The organism is Janthinobacterium sp. SUN211, assembly GCF_030587315.1.
GTDB lineage: Bacteria > Pseudomonadota > Gammaproteobacteria > Burkholderiales > Burkholderiaceae_D > Janthinobacterium > Janthinobacterium kumbetense.
Map to the genome: position 1 here is coordinate 180,416 of NZ_JAPWIC010000007.1, position 26,155 is coordinate 206,570.

Annotated in this window: 23 protein-coding genes and 4 tRNA genes; 6 read left to right on the top strand and 21 right to left on the bottom strand. The window is 64.1% G+C overall.

Annotated elements, in window-relative coordinates; genetic code table 11:
* The first annotated feature begins 104 nt into the window (after positions 1-104).
* Positions 105-980 (top strand): AraC family transcriptional regulator, encoded by an 876-nt coding sequence (locus O3301_RS22660; RefSeq protein ID WP_305057561.1) that lies wholly within the window; start codon positions 105-107, stop codon positions 978-980.
* A gap of 55 nt (positions 981-1,035) precedes the next feature.
* On the opposite strand, the gene O3301_RS22665 is transcribed toward O3301_RS22660, so the two are convergent.
* Positions 1,036-1,112, bottom strand: a tRNA-Arg gene (locus O3301_RS22665).
* A gap of 270 nt (positions 1,113-1,382) precedes the next feature.
* On the opposite strand from O3301_RS22665, the gene O3301_RS22670 reads away from it, so the two are divergent.
* Positions 1,383-3,551: a hypothetical protein gene (locus O3301_RS22670; protein WP_305057562.1), complete on the top strand. Its 2,169-nt coding sequence runs from the start codon at positions 1,383-1,385 to the stop codon at positions 3,549-3,551.
* 114 nt (positions 3,552-3,665) lie between these two features.
* On the opposite strand, the gene O3301_RS22675 is transcribed toward O3301_RS22670, so the two are convergent.
* The 3 genes from O3301_RS22675 to O3301_RS22685 all read right to left on the bottom strand — a co-directional run bounded on the left by O3301_RS22675 (position 3,666) and on the right by O3301_RS22685 (position 4,055).
* Positions 3,666-3,742 (bottom strand) — tRNA-Arg (locus tag O3301_RS22675).
* A 77-nt stretch (positions 3,743-3,819) separates the two neighbouring features.
* Positions 3,820-3,896: transfer RNA gene (locus O3301_RS22680), tRNA-Arg, on the bottom strand.
* Between the two features lie 82 nt (positions 3,897-3,978).
* A tRNA-Arg gene (locus O3301_RS22685) sits at positions 3,979-4,055 on the bottom strand.
* A 427-nt stretch (positions 4,056-4,482) separates the two neighbouring features.
* On the opposite strand from O3301_RS22685, the gene O3301_RS22690 reads away from it, so the two are divergent.
* Positions 4,483-6,972 carry an ATP-binding protein gene (locus tag O3301_RS22690; protein ID WP_305057563.1) on the top strand — a complete coding sequence of 830 codons (2,490 nt, stop codon included), beginning with the start codon at positions 4,483-4,485 and terminating at the stop codon, positions 6,970-6,972.
* Between the two features lie 306 nt (positions 6,973-7,278).
* Positions 7,279-8,262: a diguanylate cyclase domain-containing protein gene (locus tag O3301_RS22695; protein ID WP_099667358.1), complete on the top strand. Its 984-nt coding sequence runs from the start codon at positions 7,279-7,281 to the stop codon at positions 8,260-8,262.
* A 73-nt stretch (positions 8,263-8,335) separates the two neighbouring features.
* Here O3301_RS22695 and O3301_RS22700 read toward each other — a convergent pair whose 3' ends face one another.
* Positions 8,336-8,731 carry a hypothetical protein gene (locus tag O3301_RS22700; RefSeq protein ID WP_077406391.1) on the bottom strand — a complete coding sequence of 132 codons (396 nt, stop codon included), beginning with the start codon at positions 8,729-8,731 and terminating at the stop codon, positions 8,336-8,338.
* A gap of 310 nt (positions 8,732-9,041) precedes the next feature.
* On the opposite strand from O3301_RS22700, the gene O3301_RS22705 reads away from it, so the two are divergent.
* The gene (locus O3301_RS22705) at positions 9,042-9,755 is read left to right on the top strand and encodes a sensor histidine kinase (protein WP_099667356.1); all 714 of its coding nucleotides are present in this window, start codon (positions 9,042-9,044) and stop codon (positions 9,753-9,755) included.
* Positions 9,756-9,782: 27 nt separating this feature from the next.
* Here O3301_RS22705 and O3301_RS22710 read toward each other — a convergent pair whose 3' ends face one another.
* On the bottom strand, positions 9,783-10,382 hold the full coding sequence (locus tag O3301_RS22710) for a hypothetical protein (protein ID WP_305057564.1): 600 nt from the start codon (positions 10,380-10,382) through the stop codon (positions 9,783-9,785).
* 147 nt (positions 10,383-10,529) lie between these two features.
* On the opposite strand from O3301_RS22710, the gene O3301_RS22715 reads away from it, so the two are divergent.
* Positions 10,530-11,045 (top strand): DUF6265 family protein, encoded by a 516-nt coding sequence (locus O3301_RS22715; RefSeq protein ID WP_305057565.1) that lies wholly within the window; start codon positions 10,530-10,532, stop codon positions 11,043-11,045.
* Positions 11,046-11,102: 57 nt separating this feature from the next.
* On the opposite strand, the gene O3301_RS22720 is transcribed toward O3301_RS22715, so the two are convergent.
* The 15 genes from O3301_RS22720 to alr form a co-directional block, all read right to left on the bottom strand.
* Positions 11,103-12,401: an NAD(P)/FAD-dependent oxidoreductase gene (locus tag O3301_RS22720; protein ID WP_251348150.1), complete on the bottom strand. Its 1,299-nt coding sequence runs from the start codon at positions 12,399-12,401 to the stop codon at positions 11,103-11,105.
* Between the two features lie 15 nt (positions 12,402-12,416).
* Positions 12,417-12,929, bottom strand: a complete 513-nt coding sequence (locus tag O3301_RS22725; protein ID WP_289904455.1) for a hypothetical protein — start codon at positions 12,927-12,929, stop codon at positions 12,417-12,419.
* A gap of 93 nt (positions 12,930-13,022) precedes the next feature.
* Positions 13,023-13,796 (bottom strand): transporter, encoded by a 774-nt coding sequence (locus O3301_RS22730; RefSeq protein ID WP_289897345.1) that lies wholly within the window; start codon positions 13,794-13,796, stop codon positions 13,023-13,025.
* Between the two features lie 78 nt (positions 13,797-13,874).
* Positions 13,875-15,530 (bottom strand): methyl-accepting chemotaxis protein, encoded by a 1,656-nt coding sequence (locus tag O3301_RS22735; RefSeq protein ID WP_289914186.1) that lies wholly within the window; start codon positions 15,528-15,530, stop codon positions 13,875-13,877.
* Positions 15,531-15,726: 196 nt separating this feature from the next.
* Positions 15,727-17,109, bottom strand: a complete 1,383-nt coding sequence (locus tag O3301_RS22740) for a multicopper oxidase family protein (protein ID WP_305057566.1) — start codon at positions 17,107-17,109, stop codon at positions 15,727-15,729.
* A 2-nt stretch (positions 17,110-17,111) separates the two neighbouring features.
* Entirely contained in the window at positions 17,112-18,470 is a 1,359-nt protein-coding gene (locus tag O3301_RS22745; protein WP_305057567.1) for a TolC family protein, read from the bottom strand.
* Position 18,471: 1 nt separating this feature from the next.
* Positions 18,472-18,813: a hypothetical protein gene (locus O3301_RS22750; protein ID WP_305057568.1), complete on the bottom strand. Its 342-nt coding sequence runs from the start codon at positions 18,811-18,813 to the stop codon at positions 18,472-18,474.
* Positions 18,814-18,940: 127 nt separating this feature from the next.
* Complete coding sequence (locus O3301_RS22755) at positions 18,941-19,375, bottom strand: hypothetical protein (protein WP_305057569.1); 435 nt, start codon at positions 19,373-19,375, stop codon at positions 18,941-18,943.
* Positions 19,376-19,420: 45 nt separating this feature from the next.
* Complete coding sequence (locus O3301_RS22760; protein ID WP_305057570.1) at positions 19,421-19,954, bottom strand: hypothetical protein; 534 nt, start codon at positions 19,952-19,954, stop codon at positions 19,421-19,423.
* Positions 19,954-20,091 (bottom strand): DUF2474 domain-containing protein, encoded by a 138-nt coding sequence (locus O3301_RS22765; RefSeq protein WP_099667345.1) that lies wholly within the window; start codon positions 20,089-20,091, stop codon positions 19,954-19,956. The genes O3301_RS22760 and O3301_RS22765 overlap by 1 nt, the downstream gene beginning before the upstream one ends.
* A complete protein-coding gene (cydB, locus tag O3301_RS22770) occupies positions 20,091-21,098 on the bottom strand; it encodes a cytochrome d ubiquinol oxidase subunit II (protein ID WP_305057571.1) in 1,008 nt (335 codons plus the stop codon). The genes O3301_RS22765 and cydB overlap by 1 nt, the downstream gene beginning before the upstream one ends.
* The gene (locus O3301_RS22775) at positions 21,088-22,521 is read right to left on the bottom strand and encodes a cytochrome ubiquinol oxidase subunit I (RefSeq protein ID WP_099667343.1); all 1,434 of its coding nucleotides are present in this window, start codon (positions 22,519-22,521) and stop codon (positions 21,088-21,090) included. The genes cydB and O3301_RS22775 overlap by 11 nt, the downstream gene beginning before the upstream one ends.
* A gap of 154 nt (positions 22,522-22,675) precedes the next feature.
* Complete coding sequence (locus O3301_RS22780; protein ID WP_305057572.1) at positions 22,676-24,226, bottom strand: sensor domain-containing diguanylate cyclase; 1,551 nt, start codon at positions 24,224-24,226, stop codon at positions 22,676-22,678.
* A 162-nt stretch (positions 24,227-24,388) separates the two neighbouring features.
* Positions 24,389-24,946, bottom strand: a complete 558-nt coding sequence (locus O3301_RS22785; RefSeq protein ID WP_099667341.1) for an NADPH-dependent FMN reductase — start codon at positions 24,944-24,946, stop codon at positions 24,389-24,391.
* A gap of 88 nt (positions 24,947-25,034) precedes the next feature.
* Positions 25,035-26,153, bottom strand: coding sequence for an alanine racemase (alr, locus tag O3301_RS22790; protein WP_251348138.1), 1,119 nt, complete (start codon positions 26,151-26,153; stop codon positions 25,035-25,037).
* Positions 26,154-26,155: the final 2 nt, after the last annotated feature.

A 26,155-nucleotide genomic window follows, 5' to 3' on the forward strand; every position in this document is an offset into this window, starting at 1 on the left:
TGTGTTGGTGTGGACAAATTGTGCTCCGGCAGTGCCGCGTAAAATGCGTGCGCAGCAACCAAAACTGATACTATCCTGACCATCACACTCTTTAAAACGTCACAATGACGCCTTTATTTGAACAAGTCACGATCCCAACGGGCCACTCCTGGGGCTTGCTGTGGCGCGAACTCGATGCGATTCCCTTCCTCTGGCATTACCACCCGCAATTCGAGCTGACCCTGACGGTCAATGCGCGGGGGCAACGCTATATCGGCGACCACCTGGGCGACTTCGAACCGGGCGACCTGGTGCTGCTGGGGCCGAATTTGCCGCACACGTGGTCGGCCAGCGAACGCATCGACGGCACGCAGCCGATGCTGGCCGTCGTCGTGTGGTTTTCGCTGGAATGGGTGGAGCAGCTGGCAGCCTGTTTTCCGGAGTTGCACGGCGTGCGGCAACTGGCGCGCCGCGCCGGCCCTGCCCTGCATTTTTCGCCGGCAACGAGCGCGCGCAGCGCAGAGAAACTGCTGCAATTGAATGCGCTGCCCGTGCCGCAGCGCCTGCCGCTGCTGCTCGACGTGCTGCTGGACCTGGCTGGCGATGGCAGTGCGCAGCCGCTGGCCTCGGAAGCGCTGGCGCCGGTGCATGCCGATGGGCAGCAAAAGCGCATGGCAATCGTGTTTGACTTCATGCACGCGCATTTCCGGGAAGAGATTGCACTGGAAACGCTGGCGCAGCGGGCGGCCCTGTCGCTGGGCGCCTTCCACCGCTGTTTCAAGCGCCACGCGCATTGCACGCCCGGCGAGTACCTGGCGCGGCTGCGCATCGGCCGGGCCTGCCAACAGCTGATCGAAAGCAATCTGGCCATCGCCGTCATCGCGCAAGAGGCGGGCTACCGCAACCTCGCGCATTTCAACCGCCAGTTCCGCGCCGCCAGGCAGGTGACGCCGCGCGCGTTTCGCCAGCAATACCGGCGCGGCGCCACAGGCGCAGCGTAAATCCATTCGGAAACGAAAAAGGGGATCAGATTTTACAATCTGACCCCCAATATTCTGGTGCGGCTGGCAGGAATTGAACCCACGACCCCTTGGTTCGTAGCCAAGTACTCTATCCAGCTGAGCTACAGCCGCCTAAGACAAGATTATAGCAGGGCTTTGCAGAATGGCAAAGCCGTGGCGGCGATATTTCACAATTGGCGGCCACTCCTGTCTTGCGGCGGCACACGCACGCCGCACTCTTGCTCATTTCATCACATTTCTTTCCAGACTGCGGCGCGAAACCGACAGCTTTGTTACTTGTTGCTCATTATTAATGCATCCAAGAAAAATAAATTGCAATTCATGGAAAACTTTGAGAATGTTTACTAGCAGTAATTTTAATAAAAATACTAAGGGGATACCATGAAGAAGAACTTGCACAAATTATTGCCTCTGGCTGCCGCCTGCGCCACCGCCCTCATGCTGGCCGCGTGCGGCGGCGGCAGCAGCGCCCCCGCCGACCCGGTCGCACCCGTTGCGCCCATCCCTCCTGTCGTGCCCGTCGTCCCGCCGCCAGCCACGACGCTCAGCGGCACCGCCGCCGTCGGCGCGCCCGTCGCGGGCAGCGTGATTGCCATCGATAGCAAGGGCAAAGTTTCCGTGGCCGTCAGTACCGGCGCCGGCGGGGCATACACGCTCGACGTGGGCGGCATGACGGCGCCCTTTCTCCTCAGCATCACCGGCACGGCCGGCGGCAAGCAAGTGACCATGAATTCCATCGCCACGGCAGCGGGGCAAACCGTCAATATCACGCCGCTGACCGACCTGATCGTTTCCACGGCGTCAGGCCAGCCTGGCGGCGCCGCCCTGGCAAGCGCCTGCGCGCCCGTCGCCAATGCCGTCCCGGCCGCCTGCACCGCGGCGCTGGCCAGTGCCGCGACCCAGCAACGGCTAGATGCGGCCATCGCCGCAGTCGTCGCCATGATCAAACCGATTAACACCAGCAACACCAATCCGCTGACGGGCGCCTTTGTTGCCAACGGCACGGGCATGGATGCCGTGCTGGACCAGATTCTCGTCGCGCCCGCGGAAGCGCAAGGCGCCATGGCGACGGTCACCCTGATTGCCACCAACAGCACGCTGGGCAGCGTGACCTTGCCTGCCGCCGCCGGCGGCGCCGCAACCATCCCCGCAGCGACGCCGCCATCGGATGCCGACTTGTTCAAGGCAAACGCCGCGGCCAGCGTCTTGCCGGAAATCCGCGCCTGCATGGCCTCGCTCAGCGCCCTGTATCCGAAGACGGGCTTCGTCGCGCCGTCGACGGCGGCCGTGTCGCCGTTCATCGACAGTTCCTTCAATATGGGGACGGGTGTGGGCCAGGCGGAAATCGTGTCGGCCCTGACCAGCACCGACCAGGCCGCTCATGCCGGGCTGACCATCGAAGCGCTGGGCTTGGCCAGCGTCAACATGCAACCGTTAAGCACGGATGAAATCGCCACGCTGACGTCGTCGAGCAGCACTTCGACATCGCGCGTCGCCGACTTCATCAACAATCGCCTTGGCGCCGGGGCGACAGCCATCGGCTTCACCGCAGGCAAGCCGAGCAGCGCTTGGGTACAGTTGCGCATAGGAACAGATGCGGGCATGCTCAACTGGAAGCTGGTCAAGACGAGCGATACCAGCGCCTGTGCCGGCGGCTGGAAGCTGGCCGGCAGCGGCCACCTGGACATGCACATGAATGCGCGCATCCAGCGCAGCCTCGACAGTGCTGGCGCGGCCACCTTTGCGCGCGAATGGGCCGCGCACGTCGAGCTCGACACCGTGCTGCAGGACAATCCGGCCATCAACAAGATCGACGTGCGGGGACCGGGCCTGACGACATTCGGCGACTTCCAGACACCGGGCACGGCCGGCAGCAAATTGCAGCTGATCCTGCCAGCCACGGGCTACACCCACATGCGGATTGCCGACAGCAATGGCGCTGCCAGCGCTTTCTACAATAACGCGGAAGCGATCCAGAGCTGCCAGGACCTGGCCAGCCTGCCCGCCGGCACGCCGGGCCTGGGCGCCGGCACGGCCTGCATCGACGAGACGAAAGTGGCGCCGGGCAAGGTGTATGTCTGGACCCTGAAGACAGCGAACGGCCCCGTCAGCGCCTTCCCGTTCCAGATCAATGCCGTGCCCCTGTCGAAAGCGTTTGCCCGGGCAAACCAGGCCAGCCTGTTCGCCACGATCACCAGCATCACGCCGGCGAAACTGTCGTCCATCCCGGCCGCCACCCTGCTCGATGGCGCGGTGACCTTCAATTACACGCAGTCCGCCACCTACGGATCGAAAATGGACAATTGCGGCCTGTACCTGTTCAATGGCGCCACGCCCGTGCTGAACGCGGAACAAAATGCTGTTGGGCAAGAAACCGCGTGCACCTTCACGACTTCGGGATTGAATAGCCTGGCGTCGAATGTGGCGGACCCGGCGCAATCGGGCAGCTCGCTGTTCAAGTTCACCGGCCCCGTGACGAATGGCGGGCTGTGGGTGACCACCATCGTGCTGGGCAACCAGGCGTCCTCGGGCCAGCCGTATCCGAATTGATGGGATATTGGCGCAGCTGCGGCAGGCCGCGCCGTCGGCGGCCCGCTGCAGTTGCGCCGGACGAAAAAAAACCCGGAAAGCGAACTTTCCGGGTTTTTTCACTACTGCAAATACTGGTGCGGCTGGCAGGAATTGAACCCACGACCCCTTGGTTCGTAGCCAAGTACTCTATCCAGCTGAGCTACAGCCGCAAACTCTGACACACTTCGCCGGACGGCGCGAAGCTTGAAACTTTCATGAACACGGGAAAACCCGATGCTGGTAATACTGGTGCGGCTGGCAGGAATTGAACCCACGACCCCTTGGTTCGTAGCCAAGTACTCTATCCAGCTGAGCTACAGCCGCAAAACTTCTACAACATTCCACAAACGACATGGAGGTGAAACTTGTTACAACAAAACCAGGCAAAGTCTGATTTTCAGTATTCTGGTGCGGCTGGCAGGAATTGAACCCACGACCCCTTGGTTCGTAGCCAAGTACTCTATCCAGCTGAGCTACAGCCGCGCAGGCAAACATTATAGCGTATTCATTTCGCTTTGAAAAGTTCGATTTTTCAATCGCTTAGCTGATTTTGCAGAATACCGCCCCGCATGATCGACTACCTTTTCACTGCTAAAAAGCTGACGCCTTTTTATCGATGGACACTTCTGCTTTCACAGGAGCTTCCAGCGAATCGAGAAGTTGCTGTCTCGAAAGAAGCGGGATTATAGGGACTGCTTTCCAGCCTGTCCAGTGCTATCTGCAGGCAACGCGCAAGCGTGCGGTGGCGCTGCGCCGCTTGGGGCTACAATACCAGCCAGACAGGGGCGCTTGTGCCTCCCCTCATTCATGGCGCGGGCATTGACCATCATGACCCATTTAACTGAGCTTAGCGGCGGCGGCCCGGCGGGGCAAGAGCCCGTGCGGCAGACTCACTGTTGCAGGATTTCCGATGGCCAAGCCTGACCGCACGCAAGATCTGCTGCCCCCATCAGCGCCGCTGAGCCTCTCCGGCGAGCGCCTGGCAAACTTAATGGAAAGCATCACCGATGGCTTTTGCCTGCTCGACCGCGACTGGACCATCCGCTATATCAATACGCGCGGCGCCGACATGTTCGCACCGCAGCGTCCGCCCGGCGCCAGCCTGGCAGGCAGCAGCCTGTGGCAAGCCTGCCCCGCCCTGCAGGGGACGGAACTGGAAGTGCAATACCGGCGCGCCATGGCGCAGCAGCACAGCAGCAGCTTTGAACTGCTGTACCGGCCGCTGGGGCGCTGGCTGGAAGTGCGCATCTTCCCTTCCAGCGATGGCTTGACCACGTACATCCAGGACATCAGCCAGCGCAAGGAGGCCGAGGAAAGCTTGCGCCACAGCGAGGAAGACTTGCGCGCGCTGGCCAATTCCATCCCGCAACTGGCCTGGATCGCCAGCTTCGACGGCACCATTGCCTGGTACAACCAGCGCTGGCACGACTACACGGGCACCAGCGCCGAACAGATGGCGGGCGACGGCTGGAGCATCGCCTATCACGCGCAGCATTTGCCGCCCATGCTGCACGCGTGGAAGGCCGCCTTGCGCGACGGCACGCCCTTCGAAATGGAATTTCCCATCCGCGGCGCCGACGGCCAGTACCGCTGGTTCCTGACGCGCGCCAATCCCGTGCGCGACCGGGGCGGCCAGCTGCTGCGCTGGTTTGGCACGAGCACCGACGTCGACCAGGTCAAGCGCGCGCAGGAAGCCTTGCGCGATGAAACGCGCGTGCTCGAATTGCTCAACAATACAGGGGCGGCCCTGGCCGGCACCCTCGACTTGCCCGCCCTGCTGCAGGAAACCGTCGATGCGGCCACGCGCATCAGCGGCGCGCGCTTCGGCGCCTTCTATTATGACGATGCGGGCGAGATCCCCGACAGCGCCGCGCCTCTGCCCTCGGCGCGCGCCGTCAACGGCATCAGCCTGCGCCAGGCCGAAGCCATCGCCACCGAACTGCGCCAGGGGCCGGCCATGCGCCAGAACGACTTGCTGGCCGCGCCCGATGCCAGCGCCGACGGCGCGCCGCCGCTGCGCAGCTGCCTGAGCCTGCCCGTCAGCTCCCGCTCGGGCCTGTTGCTGGGGCGCTTGCTGCTCGGCCATCCGCAAGCGGGCATGTTCAGCGCGCGCAGCGAACGCATCGTCTCGGCCATCGCGGCCCAGGCCGCCGTCGCGCTCGACAATACGCGCCTGTACGCGGCCGCCACGCGCGCCGCCGAAGAGCGCAAGGTACTGCTCGACAGCGAACGCGAGGCGCGCGCCGAAGCCGAGCGCACGAACCAGCTGAAAGACGATTTTCTCGCCACCCTGTCGCATGAACTGCGCACCCCCCTGTCGGCCATCCTCGGCTGGGCCCAGGTGCTGCGGCGCGGCACGCGCGACCAGGCCGACCTGCACCGCGGCCTGCAAAGCATCGAACGCAATGCGCGCGCGCAGGCGCAGCTGATCGAGGACTTGCTCGACATGAGCCGCATCACTTCCGACAAGGTATTGCTCGACCTGCAAACCCTGGCGCCCGCCAGCATCATCGCCTCGGCCATCGAAACCCTGCGCCCGGCGGCCGACGCCAAGCACATCGCCATCCACTGCAACATCGCCAGCGATGCGGGCACCATCACGGGCGACCCCAGCCGTATCCAGCAAGTGATCTGGAACCTGCTGTCGAATGCGCTGAAGTTCACGCCGCAAGGGGGGCGGGTCGATATCGGCGTGCGCCGCGAGACGTCGCGCCTGTCCATCACGGTGGCCGACAACGGCGTCGGCATCAAGAAGGATTTCCTGCCGCACGTGTTCGACCGCTTCCGCCAGGCCGATGCCTCCACCACGCGCCGGCACGGCGGCCTGGGGCTGGGATTGGCGATCGTCAAGCACCTGGTGGAGCAGCATGGCGGCACGGTCACCGTCAGCAGCGCCGGCGACATGCAGGGCGCCAGCTTTACCGTGCGCCTGCCGCTGGGCACGCCGGCCGCCGCGCGCCAGGCGGGCAGCGCCCTACCCTCCAGCCATGACTTGCGCGGCGTCAAGGTGCTGCTGGTCGATGACGACGCCGATGCGCGCGAACTGACGGAACGCATCTTGCGCGACAACAATGCCGAAGTGCACGGCGCCGGCGGCGTGGCGCAAGCGCTGCAACTGCTGGAGCAGGTGCGCCCGGATGTGCTGGTCAGCGACATCGGCATGCCCGAGGCCGACGGTTTCGACTTGCTGGCGCAAGTGCGCGCGCACGCCGCCCCGGAGTTGGCCCGGCTGCCCGCGCTGGCGCTGACGGCGTTTGCGCAACCGCAAGATCGCCAGCGGGCGCTCGACAGCGGCTTCCAGGCCTGGATCTCGAAGCCGCTCGACCCGGCCGGACTGGTGGCGGCCGTGGCGCAGCTGGCCGCTGCGCGCCCTGGACGGGAGCGCAAAACACCATCTTAAAAAGATGATGCAAAGAAATAAATAGTGCAGTACAAAATGACTATTTTCATGGGTCAGCCTTCCTACTTTCAGACGCGGCACTGTCCTACAAGCAACTAAGCTGAAGTTTGCTACACTGAAATGCAGAAGCACACCTGCACGGCAGGCTGGAAGCGGCGACCTTGGCCGGGGAGAACGGCAGAAGCGAGTTCATGCGCAGTTGTGCGCCCTATCTTGTTGCAAGGCGCTACTATCTTTTCCACCGCCGTCAGCCCATCATCTGCGGTAGAAGCCAGCGTTGCATAGACCGTATAACCGAGACCTTACATGCCCAGCCAAGATGAGATTTTGAAAGCCAAAATTTTGGTCGTCGACGATTCACCCGACAATGTCGACCTGATGCTGGAAATCCTGCGCGATGCCGGCTATACCAACGTCACGGCCACCATGCGTCCGGCACAGGTTTGCCCCCTGCACCGGGAGCATTGCTACGACCTGATCTTGCTCGACCTGCAAATGCCGGAACTCAATGGTTTCCAGGTCATGAAAGGCTTGAAAGAAATCGAACATGGCGGCTACCTGCCCGTGCTGGCCCTCACGGCGCAACCGAGTTTCAAGATCGCCGCCCTGGAAGCGGGCGCGCGCGACTTCATCAGCAAGCCCTTCGACCTGATGGAAGTGCACAAGCGCATCCACAACATGCTGGAAGTGCGCCTGCTGTACAAGGAACTGGCGCAATACAGCAAGCAGCAGCAGGAACTGGCGCTGCACGATCCGCTGACGGGCTTGCCGAACCGGCGCCTGCTGGAAGACCGCATCGAGCATACGCTGCAGCAATCGGCCCGCAACCGCGGCAAGTCGGCCATCCTGTACCTGGACCTGGACGGCTTCAAGGCCATCAACGACAGTTACGGCCACGGCTATGGCGACGAGATCCTGAAAATGGTGGCGGCCCGCCTGGTGGGCGCGTCGCGCAAGGAAGACACGGTGGCGCGCATCGGCGGCGATGAATTCGTCATCGTGCTGGGCAACCTGGCCGGCAAGGGCGACGCGCGCGAACCTGCCGCCAAGCTGATCGAAGTCATTTCCGAGCCGTATTTCATCAACGACCTGACCCTGCGCCTGTCGACCAGCATCGGCATCGCCATCTACCCGGACGACGCCAGCACCGTCGAATCCCTGCTCGGCGCGGCCGACACGGCCCTGTATGAAGCCAAGCGCGCCGGCAAGAACCGCTTTTGCTGCACGCCGCACGAAGTGATCGCGGCGCAGGTCAACATGCAGAAAAGCAGCATTCCATCGATCGCCTGACCGTGACGCCGCGCGGCGCGTAAAAAAACCGGCGGGCCTCGCGGCCAGCCGGTTTTTTCATGTCCAGCAGGCTTTATTTCTTGCCAGCCGTCACTTCATGCTGGCCCGCATGCTGGTGGTCCGTTTGCGCATTGACGGTGTCGGGCGACACTTCGATGCGCGTGATGCCCGCATCGACGGAGATCGGGTCGCTGGCGGGAAAGGTCATTTCCACGGCGTCGTCGAGCAATTCTTCCTTGGCCCGCTCTTCGCCGCTCATGCCCTCTTCATCGGCCAGGATGGCCAGCGCGCTGGCCCATTTGACGAAGTTGAGGTTGGACAATTCGCGCACGGTGGTCACGCCAAACGCCTGCTGCAAGGCCTTGGCGTCTTTTGCGCTGACGCCGCGCAGGGCGCTGATGGGCGCATTGACGATGTCGCGGAAGCTTTTGTCGAGGTATTCCTTGTCGACGATGGTATCGATATTCATGGCATGTCCTTTCGTTTCGGTAAGCGGGCCAGTGCTGCGCCCCGCGCCGCAGTGGCGCCAGGCCGCATGGGGTAATGACAGCCCCACTATGGCAGCGAGCCGCGCCCCGGTATGTGCGCAGCCGTACGTAACGACGGGAACGGCGCCCGCTGGCGCAAACGATAATATTGTCTATCACATAAAAATGATGGAAGGAGATTAAAATTGCCGAAAAGACAGAAATTTTTCATCCATGCGCCCCGCGATGAAATCCTCATGTATGATCCACAACTTGAATTTGGTCCTCACCTTTCACCATTCACGGGGCGCTATGTCCGCACAAACAGATCCGAACAAGGAAGCGTCCCAGGCCGATGCGGAACGCGCCGCCGACCTCAGCGAATTGCTCGGCCATGTCAACACCAGCTGGGACAATGAACGGCGCGCCCTGTCGCGCCAGCTGCACGACAGCCTCGGCTCCTCGCTGACGGCGCTGACCATGCACCTGTCGCTGCTGACGCAAAAGATGCCGCAGGAAGCCGCCTTGCTCGACCGCGCGGCAACCATGAAGCAATTGCTGCTGAATGTGATCGAGACCAACCGCCAGATGCAGATGAAGCTGTGGAACGACAAGCTCGAGTTTCTCGGCGTAAATGTCGCGCTCGGTGAGCTGGCCGCGCAATTTGCCGAACAGCACAAGATCACCGTGCGCTGCAGCCTGCCCGAAGATGAATTGATTTGCCCGCGCAACGTGGGCGTGGCCCTGCTGCGCACCCTGGAAGAAGCGCTCGGCAACATCGCCGCGCACGCCCACGCCACGCAGGTGGACATCATCATCGACGACAATGACGAGGCGCTGATGATGACGGTCAAGGATAACGGCAGCGGCTTGCCGGCCAACGAGCCCGTCGAAATGAGCAAGCACGGCCTGCGCTCCGTGCGCGAGCGCGTGCATTACCTGGGCGGCACCCTGAGCCTGACGGCCAATCCCCAAGGCGGCACGGCCCTGACTGTCGTCTTGCCGCGCATTACGCCAAAAGAATAATTTCCCGCAGCGGGCGCCCTGCCCGCCTCAACGGGGCAGCGGCATGCCCTCTTCCGGCAACAGCAGTTGCGCCCCCAGCACATCGCGGCGCGCGCCATGCCCGGCCAGGCTGGCGCGATCGCCTTCCAGCACCTGCAAGAAATGTCCAACACGCAACACATCCGTCAATTGGGCCGTCAGGGCGGCATCGGCCGGGGAACCCGCCTGCCGCCATCCCAGCGCCAGCAGGGTTTGCCAAATGTCGGGCAATGCCGTGCGCCAGGCGGCCGAGGCGAGAAAGACGCCGGCCGGCTGCTCCAGCGCTGCACTGGCCCGCGCCAGCAAGTCCTCGCGCGCCAGCTCGCCGGGCCAGCCGTCAAGCTCGGCACGCCACCGGGGAAACGTGGCCAGCGGCGCCGGCAACGCGTCCAGGCTGCTGATGAAGCGGGACTTGCCATAGCCATCCGTGCGGAAACGCACGACCTGCCGCAGGCTTTCCCCGGCTTCCCCCTTCGCCCTGCAGGCCAGCAGCAGCTGGTAGAAATCGAGCTGCTCCGGGTCCAGGCCCAGGCTTTTCAAGCTGATGTAGCGGTCGTCGAACTGGCCCGGCCTGGAGGCGCCGTGCGGCTGCGTGGAAGTATCGTGCATGATTGTCCTTGGCGTGATGGTGGTGACGGTCGGCATCTTTCCCGAGTATAAAGTGTTTGCCGTGCGCAGCCCAGCATCGGCTACACTGGGCAGGCGCGCCGCCGGCGTGCCCCAGTGACCGCTAACATCGCAACGACAGGAGATGGCATGCAACGACTCGCAACGACCTTGCTGGCAGCGCTGCTGACCATGGGCGCCGCCCAGGCCGCCGACAATACCGTGCCGCCGCCGGAAACCGTGGACAAGCTGGCCTGGCTGGCCGGCTGCTGGAACGTCGACGGCGCCGAACCCGGTTCCGGCGAACAATGGAGCACGGCCGCCGGCGGCACCATCCTCGGCACCAGCCGCACCGTCAAGGGCGGCAAGACGACGGCCTTTGAATTCGTGCAGATCCGCCTCACGGAACCGGGCCAGCTGGCCTACATCGTGCAGCCGTCGGGACAGCCGCCCGTCAGCTTCAACCTGCTGCGCCAGGACAAGCCGAACGAATTCATCTTCGCCAACCTGGACAACGACTTTCCGAGCCGCATCATCTACCGCCGCGACAGCGAGCGCATCTTGCATGCCAGCATCGTCGGCACCTTGAAGGGCAAATTCACCACCATCGACTTTCCCATGACGCGGGGCCGTTGCGAAGCGGCGCCTGCCGCGCGCGGCAAATAAAAAAGGGGCCGCAAGGCCCCTTGTTTGATCCGGCGCAAACCGTTTACTGCAGCGCGATCAGTGCAGCTTGACTTGCGGCGTGCTGCGCTTGATCAGGAAGCGGCCCATGGCCATGACGGCCGTGCGCACGCTGCCCAGCACGGCATTGTGGTGCATCAGGTGCAGGCTCACATACATCATGCGCGCAACAAACCCTTCGACGAACCAGCTCAGCCCCTTCAGCGAGCCCATCAGGGTACCCACCGAGGTGGTGCGGCCGAAGGACACGAGCGAACCGTAGTCCAGGTATTCGTACGGCTTGGTTTGCGGCGGCTTGCCCTTCGCTTGCAGCAGGAACGTTTTCAGCAGGTAATCGGCTTGCTGGTGGGCAGCCTGGGCGCGCGGCGGCACCAGCTTGCCGTCCGGCCCCATGCAGGCGGCGCAGTCGCCCAGCGCAAAGATATTCGCATGGCCCTGCACGTTGAGCATGCCCGTCACTTCCAGCTGGCCGGCGCGGTTGGTCGGCAAGCCCAGAGTGGACAGGAATTCCGGCGCGCGGATGCCGGCGGCCCACACGCAGATGTCGGCCGCATAGCTGGTGCCGCTGGCCACCGTCACCTTGTCGGCTTCGATGGTGGTGACGCGCGTATCGGTCACCACGGTGATGCCGTGCTGGTGCAGCAATTTCGAAGCGGCGATGGAGACGCGCTCGGGCAGCGGCGCCAGGATGCGCGGCGCCCCTTCGAGCAGGGTGATGCGCACATCCTTGATGGCGTTGAGATTCTGAAAACCATACGCGGCATACACGCCGCTCGCTTCGCGCAATTCGGCCGCCAGTTCCACGCCCGTGGCGCCTCCGCCGATGATGACGATGTCGACGCCGGGATGGCCCGCGTCGCCCTGGCGCTGCTCGGCCATGGCCAGCAGTTTCAGCAGGGTCAGACGGAAACGTTCGGCATCTTCCGTGGCATTCAGGGAAATCGTGTTTTCCTGGGCGCCGGGCACGCCGAAGTAATTCGAGGTGCTGCCCACGGCCAGCACCAGCTGGTCGTAGCTGACAGTGCGCTGCGGCAAGAGTTGCTCATCCTTGTCCGTGGCGATGGCGCCCACGGTGAGGCTGTTCGACGCGGCGTCGAGTGCGATCAGGGGGCCATAGACATAGGTGAAACCATTGTCATGCGCCAGCATCTGGTATGACAGGCCCTCTTGATGAATGTCCAGGGTGCCGGCCGCCACTTCATGCAGCGACGGCTTCCAGATATGGTACAGGCGGCTGTCGACCAGGGTGACCTGGCCGGCGCCGAGCTTGCGGCTGAGTTTACAGGCCAGCTCCAGGCCGCCTGCACCTCCCCCTACGATAACGATTTTACTATGCAAAGATCCTCCTGCTTGTTAATCCCTGTGCCCGTTGCCGTTGCCATTGCCATTGCCATGACCGTTGCCATGGCCCTTGCCTGGCTTGTCATCATGCTTGTCGCGCTTGCCTTCATGTTTATCGCGCTTGTCATCATGCTTGTCATAGTGGCCGCGATCACGGTCATGGTCCCGGTAGTCGGGACGGCCATGGTCGCCATGCTGCTGGCGGTAACGGGGCACATATTGGTTGTTATACCAACTATCTTGGACGAAATATACCTCTTGGTTACAGGCATTATACTTGCGGCAGTGCTTGGACCAGTGTTTCGCATGGCCGGGTGGCACGCGCAAATAGATGGGGCGCGCCGAATAGTATTGCGGGCGCTGCACGATGACGGGCTGGGCATAGATCAATTGCGGCGCTGGATAGTCGCCTATGTCGATGCGTCCGTAAAAGCCCGGCTGGCCGACGGTGACGGAGACGCCCACCTGGGCGACGGCAGCGGTAGCGGCCGACAGCAAGACGGCGGCAAGAATCAGGGTTTTCATGGGGACACTCCTTTTATCAGTTATGCCGCAATTGTAGACCTTGTGCAACCAACTGTTTGTTCGCAAGGACACATAAGGATTGCCGTGGCAATCTCACCACAGCTTGCCTAAAGGCACGACCACGCCGCTGAACAGCGACCAGTCCGGCGACGCCGCCGTCAAGCCGCGCGCCATGCCGATATCGATGGCCAGCCGCGGCGTGGGACTGTAGGTGGCGGCCAGCAAGAGCTGCGCCGTGGCCGGCGCGCCGCGCAAGCGCGTGCCCGACACTTCCGCCGTGGCGCCCCAGCGCTCGCTGACGGGCGTGGAAAAGGAGGTCGCCCAGCCCGTTTGCACCCTGCCGGTATGCGGGTCGGCTGCGCCCAGGCGCGTGGCGTTCAGGTTGGCGTCCATGTGCACGGCGCCCAGGTCGCGGCTGAAAATGCCGTTCAGCGACACGTCGCTCTTGCCGCTGCCGATGCTGTCCTTGGCCGTGGGCAACTTCCAGCCCAGTTCCAGGCCCAGCGCCGTCGCGCTGTCGAGCAAAAAGGCGCGCTTGAGCACGACCGTCGTGTCGCCCACGCCCGTTTCGCGACGCCCCGTGTCGTCGCGCGCGCGCACGAAGCCCTCGCCTTCGAGCAACACGCCCCATTCCGGGCTGAACGCCAGTTTGAACGTGTACGGCAGGCTGGCGCGGCGCGTGTCGTCCGTTTTCGACAGCAGGCCGCCCGCCTCGAATTCCAGCTGGCCCGGCACGGGCAGCTGGGCGGGACTGGCCACGGAAGGCCGGTACGGCAGCACGGGATCGCCCTCCTGCGCCTGCGCCAGCGGCGGTAGGGAGAGCAATAACACGGAGAAACACAACAGCGGCAGGGAAGAAGACGGCATGGGAAACCCGGAAGTGGCAAACGCGCAATAACGACAGCCTACCACCACCGCGCCGATTGCGCCCGGACCCGCCCCATTTCAGGCCAGGCGCCGCACGCCCTGCCTAGCGGCCGGCACCGGTCGGCGCAGCGGCGTGACATTGCTGGACGCCGGCACGGCCATCTGTTGCGCCTGTGCATGCAGGCGGAACACGCCCACCAGTTCCGTCAGGGTCTGCGCCTGGTCCTGCAGCGATTCGGCGGCGGCCGCCGCCTCTTCCACCAGGGCCGCGTTTTGCTGCGTCACCTGATCCATCTGCAGCACGGCCTGGTTGACTTGCTCGATGCCGGCGCTTTGCTCGGCGCTGGCGGCCGTGATTTCCTGCATGATGTCGGCCACCTGGCGCACGCTGGTGACCACTTCATCCATCGTCTTGCCCGCGTCATGCACGAGTCTGGAGCCGATTTCCACCTGCTCGACGGAGTCGCCGATCAGAATCTTGATTTCCTTGGCGGCACTGGCCGAGCGTTGCGCCAGGTTGCGCACTTCGGACGCGACGACGGCAAATCCGCGCCCCTCCTCGCCCGCCCTGGCCGCTTCCACGGCCGCGTTCAAGGCCAGGATGTTCGTCTGGAAGGCGATGCTGTCGATGACGCTGATGATGTCGACGATCTTGCGCGACGACGCGTTGATCGATTCCATCGTCTGCACCACCTGCCCCACCACGGCGCCGCCCTTGCCCGCCACGTCGGACGCGGCGCCGGCCAGCGCATTGGCCTGGCGCGCATTGTCCGCATTCTGCCGCACTGCCGACGTCAGCTCTTCCATCGACGACGCCGTTTCTTCCAGCGAACTGGCCTGCTCTTCCGTGCGGGACGACAAGTCGAGGTTACCCTGGGCAATTTCGCCCGAGGCCGTGTTGATGGTGTCCGTACCCGAGCGCACCTGGCTGACGATGCCCACCAGCTTGTCGCGCATGGTTTTCATGGCAAACAGCAGGCTGGCGCTGTCGTGGCTGGCCGTACGGATATCGACGGTGAGGTCGCCCTCGGCGATGGCGCCGGCGATCTTGACGGCATACGCCGGTTCGCCACCGAGCTGGCGCGTCAGTCCGCGCGTGATCAGCGCCCCCAGCGCCAGGCCCGCCGCCACGCTGCCCAGCACCAGCGCAATCATGAAGCTGCGGCTGGCCTGGTACACGCCGGACGCCTGCTCGGAAGCGGCCTTGGCGCGCTCTTCCTTCTGCTGCGACAGCTTGTCCAGCACGCCGTCGAGTTCATCGGCATGCTGGCGCGTCTTGTTGAGCAGTTCGGTCAGTTGCGCGCTGCGCTGGGCCAGCGGTTCGGCTGCCGCCAGGGTCAGCGCCTGCTGCATGGTGGCGATATATTCCGCTTCGACGGCGGCGAAGCGCGCAAACAGTTCCTTGGCGGCCGGCGTGACGAACAGCGGCTCCGCCTTGGCAAGGTAACTTTTATTCAAGTCGAGGAATTTGGCGATGTCGGCCTGGCGCGTGGCGCGCTCCTCGGCGGTCGTGGCCAGCAAGAAGTTGCTGCGCGCGCGGCCCACCTTGATCAAGGCGATGTTGGCTTCCTTGATGTACGACAAGCCCAACAGTTCATGGTTGTACATCTGCCCCGCCATGGTATCGATCTTGCCCATGTTGAAGATGCCGATGCCGGCCACGATGGCCCCCATCAGCGCGACGCAAAAGAATGCCGCCAGCAAGCGCGTTCCCACCTTCATCCGGTTCAACATGATTTCTCCCATAGACTGGCCGATACTCGATGCAACTGGAGCGTACTGGCTTGAATATAAAGAAAAAACACGGAAAAAAATGCTCGGATTGTCACCAAACAACAATTCCTTGATTTATAGCAACATGCAAAACGGCTTGCCATGCTAGGCAAGCCGTTCGGGCATGGGCTTGGCGCCTCTCCGTTAATGGCCCGCGTTAATGGCCCGCGTGTGCGCCAGGTTTGCGCACCGTCATCTCGACGCTCCCCTTGGCCGGCAGCTTGCCCGTACCCTGGCCGCGCACGGGTTCCGGCAAGGCGCCCGTCCATTCATAGGCCACGCTGCCGGCCGGGTGCTTGTACCAGCCCGGATCGCGGTAGTCGCCGGTTTTTTGATCCTTGCGCACCTTGACCGTCGTAAACATGCCGCCCATGCCGATGGCGCCGAAGGGGCCGTCGCCCGCCATCATCGGCAAGGTATTGTCGGGAATCGGCATCTGCATCTCGCCCATGTCGGCCATGCCCCGCTCGCCCATCACCATGTAGCCGGGCACCAATTGATTGATCTTCGCCGCCACGCCCTGGTGGTCGACGCCGATCATGGTGGGCACGTCGTGTCCCATGGCATTCATCGTGTGGTGCGACTTGTGGCAGTGGAAAGCCCAGTCGCCGAGGTCCGTGGCCGTGAATTCCACGGCCCGCATCTGGCCCACGGCCACGTCCGTCGTCACTTCGGGCCAGCGCGATTCGGGGCGCGTCCAGCCGCCATCCGTGCCCGTCACTTCGAATTCATGGCCATGCATATGGATCGGGTGGTTCGTCATGGTCAGATTGCCCACGCGCACGCGCACCTTGTCGCCCTGGCGCACGACCATGGGGTCGATGCCGGGGAAGACGCGGCTATTGAAGGTGAACAGATTGAAATCCGTCATGGTCATGATCTTCGGCGTGTAGCTGCCGGGGTCGATGTCGTAGTTGCTCAGCAAGAAGACGAAGTCGCGGTCCACCTTCATGAAATTCGGGTCTTTCGGGTGCGTCACCCAGAAACCCATCATACCCATGGCCATCTGCGTCATTTCATCCGCGTGCGGGTGGTACATGAAGGTGCCGGGCCGCTTGGCGACGAATTCATAGACGAAGGTCTTGCCAGGAGGAATGCCCGGCTGGGTCAAGCCCGTGACGCCGTCCATGCCGTTGGGCAAGCGCTGGCCATGCCAGTGCACGCTCGTGTGTTCCGGTAACTTGTTGGTGACGAAAATGCGCACGCGGTCGCCCTCCACCACTTCGATGGTGGGACCGGGCGACTGGCCGTTGTAGCCCCATAGATTGGCCATCATGCCGGGCGCCAGTTCGCGCACGACGGGTTCGGCCACGAGGTGGAATTCCTTGACGTTGTTATTCATGCGCCAGGGCAAGGACCAGCCATTCAGGGTGACGACGGGGTTGTACGGCCGCCCGTTCGGCGGCGGTGGCGGCGCCTTCGTCTCCGCGCCGGCCATGCTGACGGCTTCCGGCAGCGATGCCGCGCCCACGCGGCTCACCGCTGCCGCACTCAGGGCGACCGCGCCCGCATTCATGAAAAAGTTTCTACGTGTAATCATCATTATTCCTTGTTGGCAGGGCCGCTGCCATTGATGGCGCCTTGCAGTTCAGTTTGCGCAATCCAGAAATCGCGCTGGGTGTCGATGGCGCCGTTGACGCTGGCAACTTGCTCGCGCGCATCGGCCAGCAGTTCGAAGACGCTGGCCAGCATGCCGTTGTAGCGCAGCAATACTTCATGCGAAATCGTCTTGCGCAGCGGCACGACTTCATCGCGGTAGTGGCGCGCCAGGTCGTAGGCCGTGCGGTAGCTGGAATACGCCTCGCGCACTTCCGAGCGAGCCCGCACGGCCGTGCCCGCCGTGCGCTGCAGCGACTGCTCATACAAGGCTTGCGCCTTCGCATTGCGCGCCGAACCCCAGTCGAACAGGGGCAGCTCCAGCGACACTTCGTAGCCGTTTTCACGGGGCGCCTCGCTCGTGCTCTTGTTGGTGTAGCCCACGTCGAGCACGTTGATGAAACCCGTCACCTTGGACAGGCCCAGCGCGCTGGCCGTCGCGTGCGCGTCGAGTTTCGCTCTTTGCACGTCGAGGCGCTGCTCCATGGCTTGCGCCTCGATATTGCCCGCCTCGGCTGGCTTGGCCGGCAAATCGGGCAAGCGCGACGGCAAAGTGAACGTCGTCTGCTTGCCCCACAGGCCCAGCAAGCGCGTCAGGTGCTCGCGCGTGGCCGTGGCCTGGTGGCGCGCGCGGGCCAGGTCGCCGACGGCGTCCGCGTAAAACACTTGCTGGCGCGCCTGGTCGAGGCGGCTCCAGTTGCCCGCCTGCTGCAAGCGCGTGGCCAGTTCGGCGCCCGCCTCGGCCGACAGCAGCGCCCGCTGCATGAACTGTTCCGTCTGCACGGCAGCCACCGCGTTGAAGTAGGCGCGGCGCGTATCCGACGCCAGTTGCACGGCGCTGCCGGCCGCTTGCAGCTTGGCTTGCTCGAAACGGCCCCGTTCGATGTTCACGCGCATCGGCATGGTCAGCAAGCCGGCCAGGTCGAAGCTGACGCCGCGGTCGATTTCATTGCCGTGACTGCCATGCGAGCGGCCGAACGACAGGCCGGGATTGCGCAAGCGCCCCGCCTGCACCAGGTCCGCCTCGGACGCGCCCAGCTCGGCCAGCGCCACCTTCATGCTGTGATTGTTCATCAGGGCGATGCGCACGGCGCCATCCGCGTCCAGGGGCTGGGCCAGCAAGGCCGCCAGTTTTTCCTCGCCGCCCTTGTCGGCCAGCGCCTCGGGCGCACCCGTGCGGGCGTCGGCCAGCGCGGACACGGCCTGCATGCCGCCATCGGCGCTGAAGCTGGCGCAGCCGCTGAGCAGCAGGACGGCCGCCAGCGCCAGCGGCGTGAGGCAAGTTGATTTGGTGAAACGTGGCATGTCAGTGTCCTTCGTGCTGATGTTGCGGGGCCGGCTGGGCATCGGGCTTGGGGCTGGGCTTATCCATCGGCATCGTGTGGCCCTTCATGGCATGGCCTTCCATCTTGTGGCCTTCCATCTTCATCATGCCCATGTGGCCGCCGGCCTTGCCGACCTTGTCGTTGACGGCGCGCCAGGCCTGGTCGGGCGTGGCGTCGTCCTCGGCGGCGGGACGGTAGCCGGCGAAGGCGGAGCGGTAAGTGGTGGCCGGCACGGAGGCTTGCGCCTCTTGCGGGGCGGGCTGTGACTGCGCTGCGGCGGCCAGCGGCAGCACAGCCAGCGCAAAGCTGAACAGGTATTTCATGGTATTCCTTGAAGAACAGGGTATGGCGCGGCGGGCGCGCGACTGGAACGCTGGCGCGGCCGGAACACGGTGCACGATACAAGCTGCAGGGACGTGCGACGGCGGCACCGCCAGGTTCAACGGGCGGTCAGGCGGAGCGCGTGCTTCTCGGAGGACGTTCGGGACCGGATGGGATATGCCCGGCGAACAGGGAATCGGGCGCCAGCGCCGGGGGCGGCGCGCGCAGGGTCAAGGCATGCAGGGGCGGCATGCCGGGCGGCGCCGCAGCGCCCACGGTGCAAGCGCCATGGTTGCTGCAATCGTGGCCATGGTGCATGGCGCCGCCATCGTCCATGGCCATTTTCATCGGCTGGTCCGCCATCCGCATGTCGGCCATGTCGGCCATGTCGGCCATACTGTGGCACTGGGGCGTTGGCAGCGCCTCGACGGCAACCGTGACCACCGCCGCCAGCTCGTCCACGCAGCAGCTGCGCATGGCCGACGCAAAGCCCTGCATGGGCAGCGTGACGGCCAGCAGCCAGAGCAGCGAGCGGGCGAGAAAGCGGGAAAAGGCACGGTTCATGACACCACTATAAACCTTCCCACATGAGGAAGGTCAAGTCCCTATTCACGCTCGCCGGCCATGCGTCAGCCAGATCACGTACACGCCGTAATAGCCCTGCCCTTCGAAGATGACCTGGCCATCGGCAAACGACACGGTCTGCACTTGATTCACGGTGAAGTACGCGCGGCCGTCCGCCGCCTCGACATCGCCCCAGTAGCGTGCGTGCAGGGGCCGGTAGCCGCTGGCGCGCCCGATCGCATCCATCACATCGCCGATCATGAAGTCGAGCAGCATCCCGGCCAGCAGCGGCCGGTGGCCCGCCAGCATGGCCGTGATGTCGGGATAGCCGGCATGCATCAGCTCGGGCAAGTCGCTTTCCTCGTACTGCAAATCGTCTTCGCGGCAAGTCTGGAGAAAACTGTTGAACGGCTCGTCGAGCAAGCCGGCCAGCGCCGTTTCCGGCACGCTCAGGCGGAACGGATGCAGCGGCAGCGCGCTGTGCTGGCCGTAATTGAGTCCGCGGCAGCCGAGGAAGGCCAGCGGATGGCGCCGGCCGCCGACCTCGCAGCGGATGCCGGATGCTTTTCCGTCCGCCATCAGCTGCCCATCCCCGCCGCCCGCATCAGCAGGCGCATCGCCCAGGCCGCCAAGCCCAGCGTCGCCACGCTGGCCAGCCAGAGGCCGGCCATCCAGGCCAGTCGTTTCCACCATGTCTGTTGTCCTTGTCCTTGCATCAGTGATACCCATCTTCCGGCAGGACTTTGCCACGAAACACATAATATGACCACACCGTATACATCAGGATCACGGGAATGATGAACAGCGCGCCCACCAGCGTAAAGCCCTGGCTTTGCGGCGGCGACGACGCTTCCCAGATCGAGACCGATGGCGGGATGATGTGCGGCCACACGCTGATGCCCAGGCCCGTATAGCCGAGAAAGACGAGCGCCAGCGTGCACAGGAACGGCGCCGCCTGCCGCCCCTGCCGCAGGGAGCGCAGCAGCAGCCAGCCCGCGCCCAGCACCAGCAGCGGCACGGGCAAAAACCAGAACAATTGCGGCAGCGCAAACCAGCGCGCGGCGATGGCCGGATCGACCAGCGGCGTCCAGACGCTGATGACGGCGATCACGCCCAGCAGCAGCCAGACGAGCACGCGCGTGAGGCGTACGGCGCGCGCCTGCAGGCGGCCCTGCGTCTTCATGATCAGCCAGGTGCTGCCCAGCAAGGCATACGCCGCCACCAGCCCGGCGCCCGTGAACAGGGAAAACGGCGTGAGCCAGTCCAGCGCGCCGCCCGCATAGCTGCGGTTGACCACCGGCATGCCCTGGATGTAGGCGCCCAGGGTCACGCCCTGGAAGAAGGCGGCCGCCACCGAGCCGGCGATGAAGGCCTTGTCCCACACGTGGCGCTCGTGCTCGCGCGCCTTGAAGCGGAATTCGAAGGCCACGCCGCGGAAGATCAGGCCCATCAGCATGAAGCTGAGCGGCAGATAGCAGGCGCTGAGCACGACGGAATACGCGAGCGGAAAGGCCGCCAGCATGCCGGCGCCGCCCAGCACCAGCCAGGTTTCATTGCCATCCCAGACGGGCGCCACCGTATTCATCATCACGTCGCGCTCGCTCTTGTCCTGGAAAAACGGATACAGGATGCCGATGCCCAGGTCGAAACCGTCCATCACCACGTACATCATGATGCTGAACAAGATAATAATGGCCCACAGTAGCGCTAGATCAATGCCCATGCGAATGTCCTCCTTGCGCTTGCTCTTCCAGATGCGCGGCCGACATCGGCCGTGCAGGCGTACGTTCCTGGCCGGGGCCGCCATGCTCGACGCTCTCCCCTTCGTGCGGCTGCGGCCCCACCCGGATCAGGCGCAGCAGGTAGCCGATGCCCGTGCCGAACACGGCAAAATAGATGACGATGAACAACAGCAAAGTGATGCCCAGCTGCGTGGCGCCGTGGGCCGAGACGGCATCCTCCGTGCGCAGCAAGCCGTACACGGTCCACGGCTGGCGGCCGATTTCCGTCGTGTACCAGCCGGCCAGCATGGCCACCAGCCCGCTCGGCCCCATCCACAGGGCGCAGCGCAGGAACAGGCGCGAGCGCCACAAGGTATTGCGCCAGCGCAACCACGCGCTCCAGATGCCCAGCGCGATCATCAGCATGCCCAGCCCCGCCATCAGGCGGAACGACCAGAACACGACGGCGGAAGGGGGTCGGTCGCGCGGCGCAAATTCCTTCAGGGCGGGAATCGTGCCATTCCAGTCGTGCGCGAGGATCAGGCCGCCCAAGCGGGGAATTTCCACCTTGTACAGGGTTTCTTCGCGCGCCATGTCGGGCCAGCCGAACAGGATCAGCGGCGTGCCTTCGTTGCCCGTGTTTTCCCAGTGGCCTTCCATGGCGGCCAGCTTGGCCGGCTGGTGCTCGAGGGTATTCAAGCCGTGCACGTCGCCGATGACGGCCTGGATGGGCGCGACGACCAGGAGCATGGACAAGCCCATGGTCATCATCTTGCGGATGGCCGCATTGTCGTTGCCGCGCAGCAAATGCCAGGCGGCCGACGCCACCACCAGCAAGGCCGTGGCGAGGAAGGCGGCCACGCTCATGTGCAGCAGCCGGTACGGGAACGAGGGATTGAAGATGACAGCCAGCCAATCCACGGGCACGACCCGCCCGTCGATGATTTCATGGCCCTGCGGCGTCTGCATCCAGCTGTTCGACGCAATGATCCACGTGGCGGAAATCAGGGTGCCCAGCGCCACCATGGCCGTGGCGAACATGTGCAGGCCGGGCCCCACGCGGTGCCAGCCGAACAGCATCACGCCGAGGAAGCCCGCTTCCAGGAAGAAGGCCGTCAGCACTTCATAGGCCAGCAGCGGCCCCGTGATGCTGCCCGCGTAATCGGAAAAGAAACTCCAGTTGGTGCCGAACTGGTACGCCATGACGAGGCCGGAAACGACGCCCATGCCGAAGTTGACGGCGAAAATCTTCGACCAGAAATGGTACAGGTCGCGGTACACGCCGTCCTGCGTGCGCAGCCACGCCGCTTCCAGCACCGTCAGGTAACTGGCCAGGCCGATCGTGATTGCAGGAAAAATGATGTGGAACGAGATGGTGAAGCCGAACTGGACGCGCGCCAGTTCCAGTGCCGTAAGCCCTAACATGTGTTGCCTTCCCGACGTGTGACGTCTGTTTTACCCAGGCCTCCACTCTAGGCTTTCCGGGTAAAACATAACAGACTCAGAAACGGGAGAAAACATAGGATCAGTTTGACGTTTGCCGAATGACAAGATCAAACCGCTCCAACGGAAAACCGCCTCAGGCGGGCTCCGTGATGCCCACGCAATTGCGGCCATTTTCCTTGGCCACGTACAGGGCCGCATCGGCGGCGCGCAGCACGGCGTCCGTACTGCCCGCTTCCTGTTCCGACGACACGACGCCCAGCGATATCGTGACCAGGCCCGCGCCGGGAATCACGGCGGCGGCCACCTTGGCGCGCAAGCGCTCGGCCACCTGCATGGCCACGTCGAGGTCGGCATCGGGCAGCAGCATGATGAATTCATCGCCGCCATTGCGGCACAGCACGTCGGCATCGCGCGAACAGGCGCGCATCAGCTGCGCCAGTCGCAGGATGACTTCGTCGCCCACGGCATGGCCCCAGCGGTCGTTGACTTGCTTGAAATGGTCGATGTCGATGGCGATGACGGAAAACGGCCGCGCCTGCGCCTGCCACGCTTCCAGCGCCGCCGCCATGCCGCGCCGGTTCGACAGGCCCGTCAGCGGGTCCGTCTGCACATCGGTCTTCAACTTGCCGATCTTGTTCTGCAACAATGCCAAGCCTTTCAGCAGGGCTTTCTTGATTTGCGCCGCCTCCACATACCACGAGCGGATGGCGGCGATGTGCTCGGCCGTGCCGGGCGCATCCATGCGCCGCGCGCCTTCGGCCAGCTGCACCAGGGGGCGCGAAATCAGGCTGGCCAGCCACCAGATGAATGGCAGGCTCAGCAAGGCGATGGGCAGCGAGTGCCATACCGTGTTCGCCATCAGCTGGTTCAGCGGGGCCAGGGTCATGGCCGTCGGGCGCTGCGCCACGATGCCCCAGCCCGTCGATGGCATGATGGCATAGCCGGCCAGCATGTCCACGCCCAGGCTGTTGTTCATGCGCCGGTTGCCGCCGCCCTGCTGGGCGATGATGGCGTCGATGACGTCGTTGCTGCCGGCCACGTCGCCCAGGCGGTCGGGGTCCGGGTGGTACAGCAGGCGCCGGTTCTGGTCGACCACGTACAGGTAGGAGCCGTCGCGGTAGTAATGCTGGCCCAGCATGGTGTAAAGGATGTTTTTCTGTTTCAGGTAAATGCTGCCGCCCACGTAGCCCAGGTAGCGGCCATCCTTGCCCAGGATGGGATGCGAAATGAACACGACCAGGTTGCCGGCCGACGACACATACGGCTGCGTCACCAGCGGGCGCCGCTCGCGCAGCGCCTGGATGGCGCCGGCCGAATCGAGCGTGCGGTTTTTCAGGGCCAGGGTTTCCGGCGACACGCCCAGCACCTTGCCCTGGGCATCGACGATGAGCACGGAATTGAAACTGTTCGTTTGCAGGCGCAGGCGTTGCGCCTCGTCCGTCAGCCATTGCTCGTCGCCCATGCGCGAAGGCAGGCCGCCCGCGCTGTAGGCCAGTTGCTGGCGCGCCGATTGCAGGAAATCCTCGGCCGTGCTGGCCAGCTTGCTGGCGTAGGCGTGATTCGCTTCCAGGGTGGTATCGATCAGCAGCTGGCGCTGCACGCTGTAGCTGGCGTAGAAGGTATTGGCCAGGGACACCAGGGCGCTGGTAAAGGCCACGAGCACGATCAAGCGGCGCAAATTCATGCGCAGAACAGGTTTAGTCCACATGGGGTCGACAAGAAGAAGTATTGCGCTAAAGAAAGGGCGCATTATACCGAGACACCCGTGCCAATATTGAAATCTTGGCATCAATGGTCAAAGAATGTGTACAAGCGGCAACGCCGAGCGTTGCCGCCTTGACATGCATCAAGCGTGGATGGCGTGTTTGCGGACCCAGTCCACGTAGCGCTGCATCCAGCCCTGGAAGAAACCCAGGCTGGCCGGACCGATGCCGCCATGCTCGTCGAACAGGCCTTCCTTGGCCTGGATAAACATTTCAGGCTGTCCCAGCAGCGGTACATCCAGGTAGGCGAGCACATTGCGCAAATGCTGCTGCGCCAGGGCCGTGCCCGTGGCGCCGACGGAAACGCCGAGCACGGCGCCCGGCTTGCCGCCCCACACGCTCTGGCCGTACGGGCGCGAGCCCTGGTCGAGGGCGTTTTTCAGCACGCCAGGAATCGAGCGGTTGTATTCGGGGGTGAGAAACAGCAAGGCTTGCGATGCGGAAATTTCCGATTTCAGGCGCAGCACCTGCTCGGACTGCGCGCCATCGTCATCCTGGTCGTACAGCGGCAAGTCGCCGATTTCGATGTGCTTGAAGGAAAACTCGGGCGGCGCCAGCTTGATGATGGCGTCGGCCAGCTTGCGGTTGAAGGAATCCTTGCGCAAGCTGCCGACGATGATAGCAACGTTATATTGACTCATATATATCCCCGATGATGGTGAAAAAATAGCCCTGGAGTGAACTTCACTGCAGGACTATCTTGCCACACAATCATGGGGTTTGCGCTGCTTAGCGTGCGCCGCCAGCCAAGCCCTGGTACTCGCGGTAATAGCGCCCGCCCAGGTTGGTCAGCACCTCGTAGCCGATGGTATTGGCCATGGCCGCCACGGCGTCGACCGGGTGTTCGGCGCAGATCAGGTCGACCAGGCTGCCCGGCGCGACGCGGTCGCCGGCGATGGCGCTCACGTCGAGGGTGATGGAATCCATCGAGATGGCGCCGATCTGCGGCACTTTCACGCCGTCGACGATGGCCAGGCCCTGGTTGCTCATGCTGCGCAGCCAGCCATCGGCGTAGCCGACGGACACCGTCGCCACCTGGCGCGGCTCGCTGGCCGTGTAGCGGCGGCTGTAGCCCACGTGGTCGCCGGCGGCAATCGTGCGCGTCTGCAAGACCTTGCCTTGCAGGCGCACGACCGAGCGCAGGGGATTCGGTTCCCCGCCCTGCGGCCCGATGCCGTACAGGGCCGCACCGGGGCGCACCAGGTCGAAGTGATAGTCGGGCGACAAAAAGATGCCCGAGGAATTGGCCAGGCTGGCGCGGTACTGCGGCAAACGGGCGCGGATGGCGATGAAACGGGCCAGCTGCTCGCCATTCATGGGGTTGCTCCGCTCGTCGGCGCACGCCAGGTGGCTCATCAGGTAACGCACCTTGATGCCGTCAAGAAAGTGCGGGTCCAGCAGCCAGGCGTCGATTTCCTGCGGCGACAAGCCCATGCGCGACATGCCCGTATCCACCTGCACGATGGCGTCCAGGGTGCTGCCCAGCGCTTTTGCATGCGCGCGCCAGCCCGCCACCTGCGGCTCGCTGTTGAGCACGGGCGTCAAGCCATGGGCCGTGAATTCGCCTTCCGTGCCGACGGGCGGGCCGTGCAGCACGAAGATGGACGCGTCCGGCGCCACGTGCGGGCGCAGGCTGATGCCCTCTTCCAGGTGGGCCACGAAGAAATGGCGGCACCCTTCTTCATACAGGGCCGCGCCCACTTGCGCGGCGCCCAGGCCATACGCGTCGGATTTCACGACGGCCGAACAGGCGGCCGGGTGCGCCTTGTCGCGCAGCAAGCGGTAGTTGGCGCGCACGGCATCGAGGTCCACCGTCAGGATGGCGCCGCTACGTTCCTTGGGAGGCATGC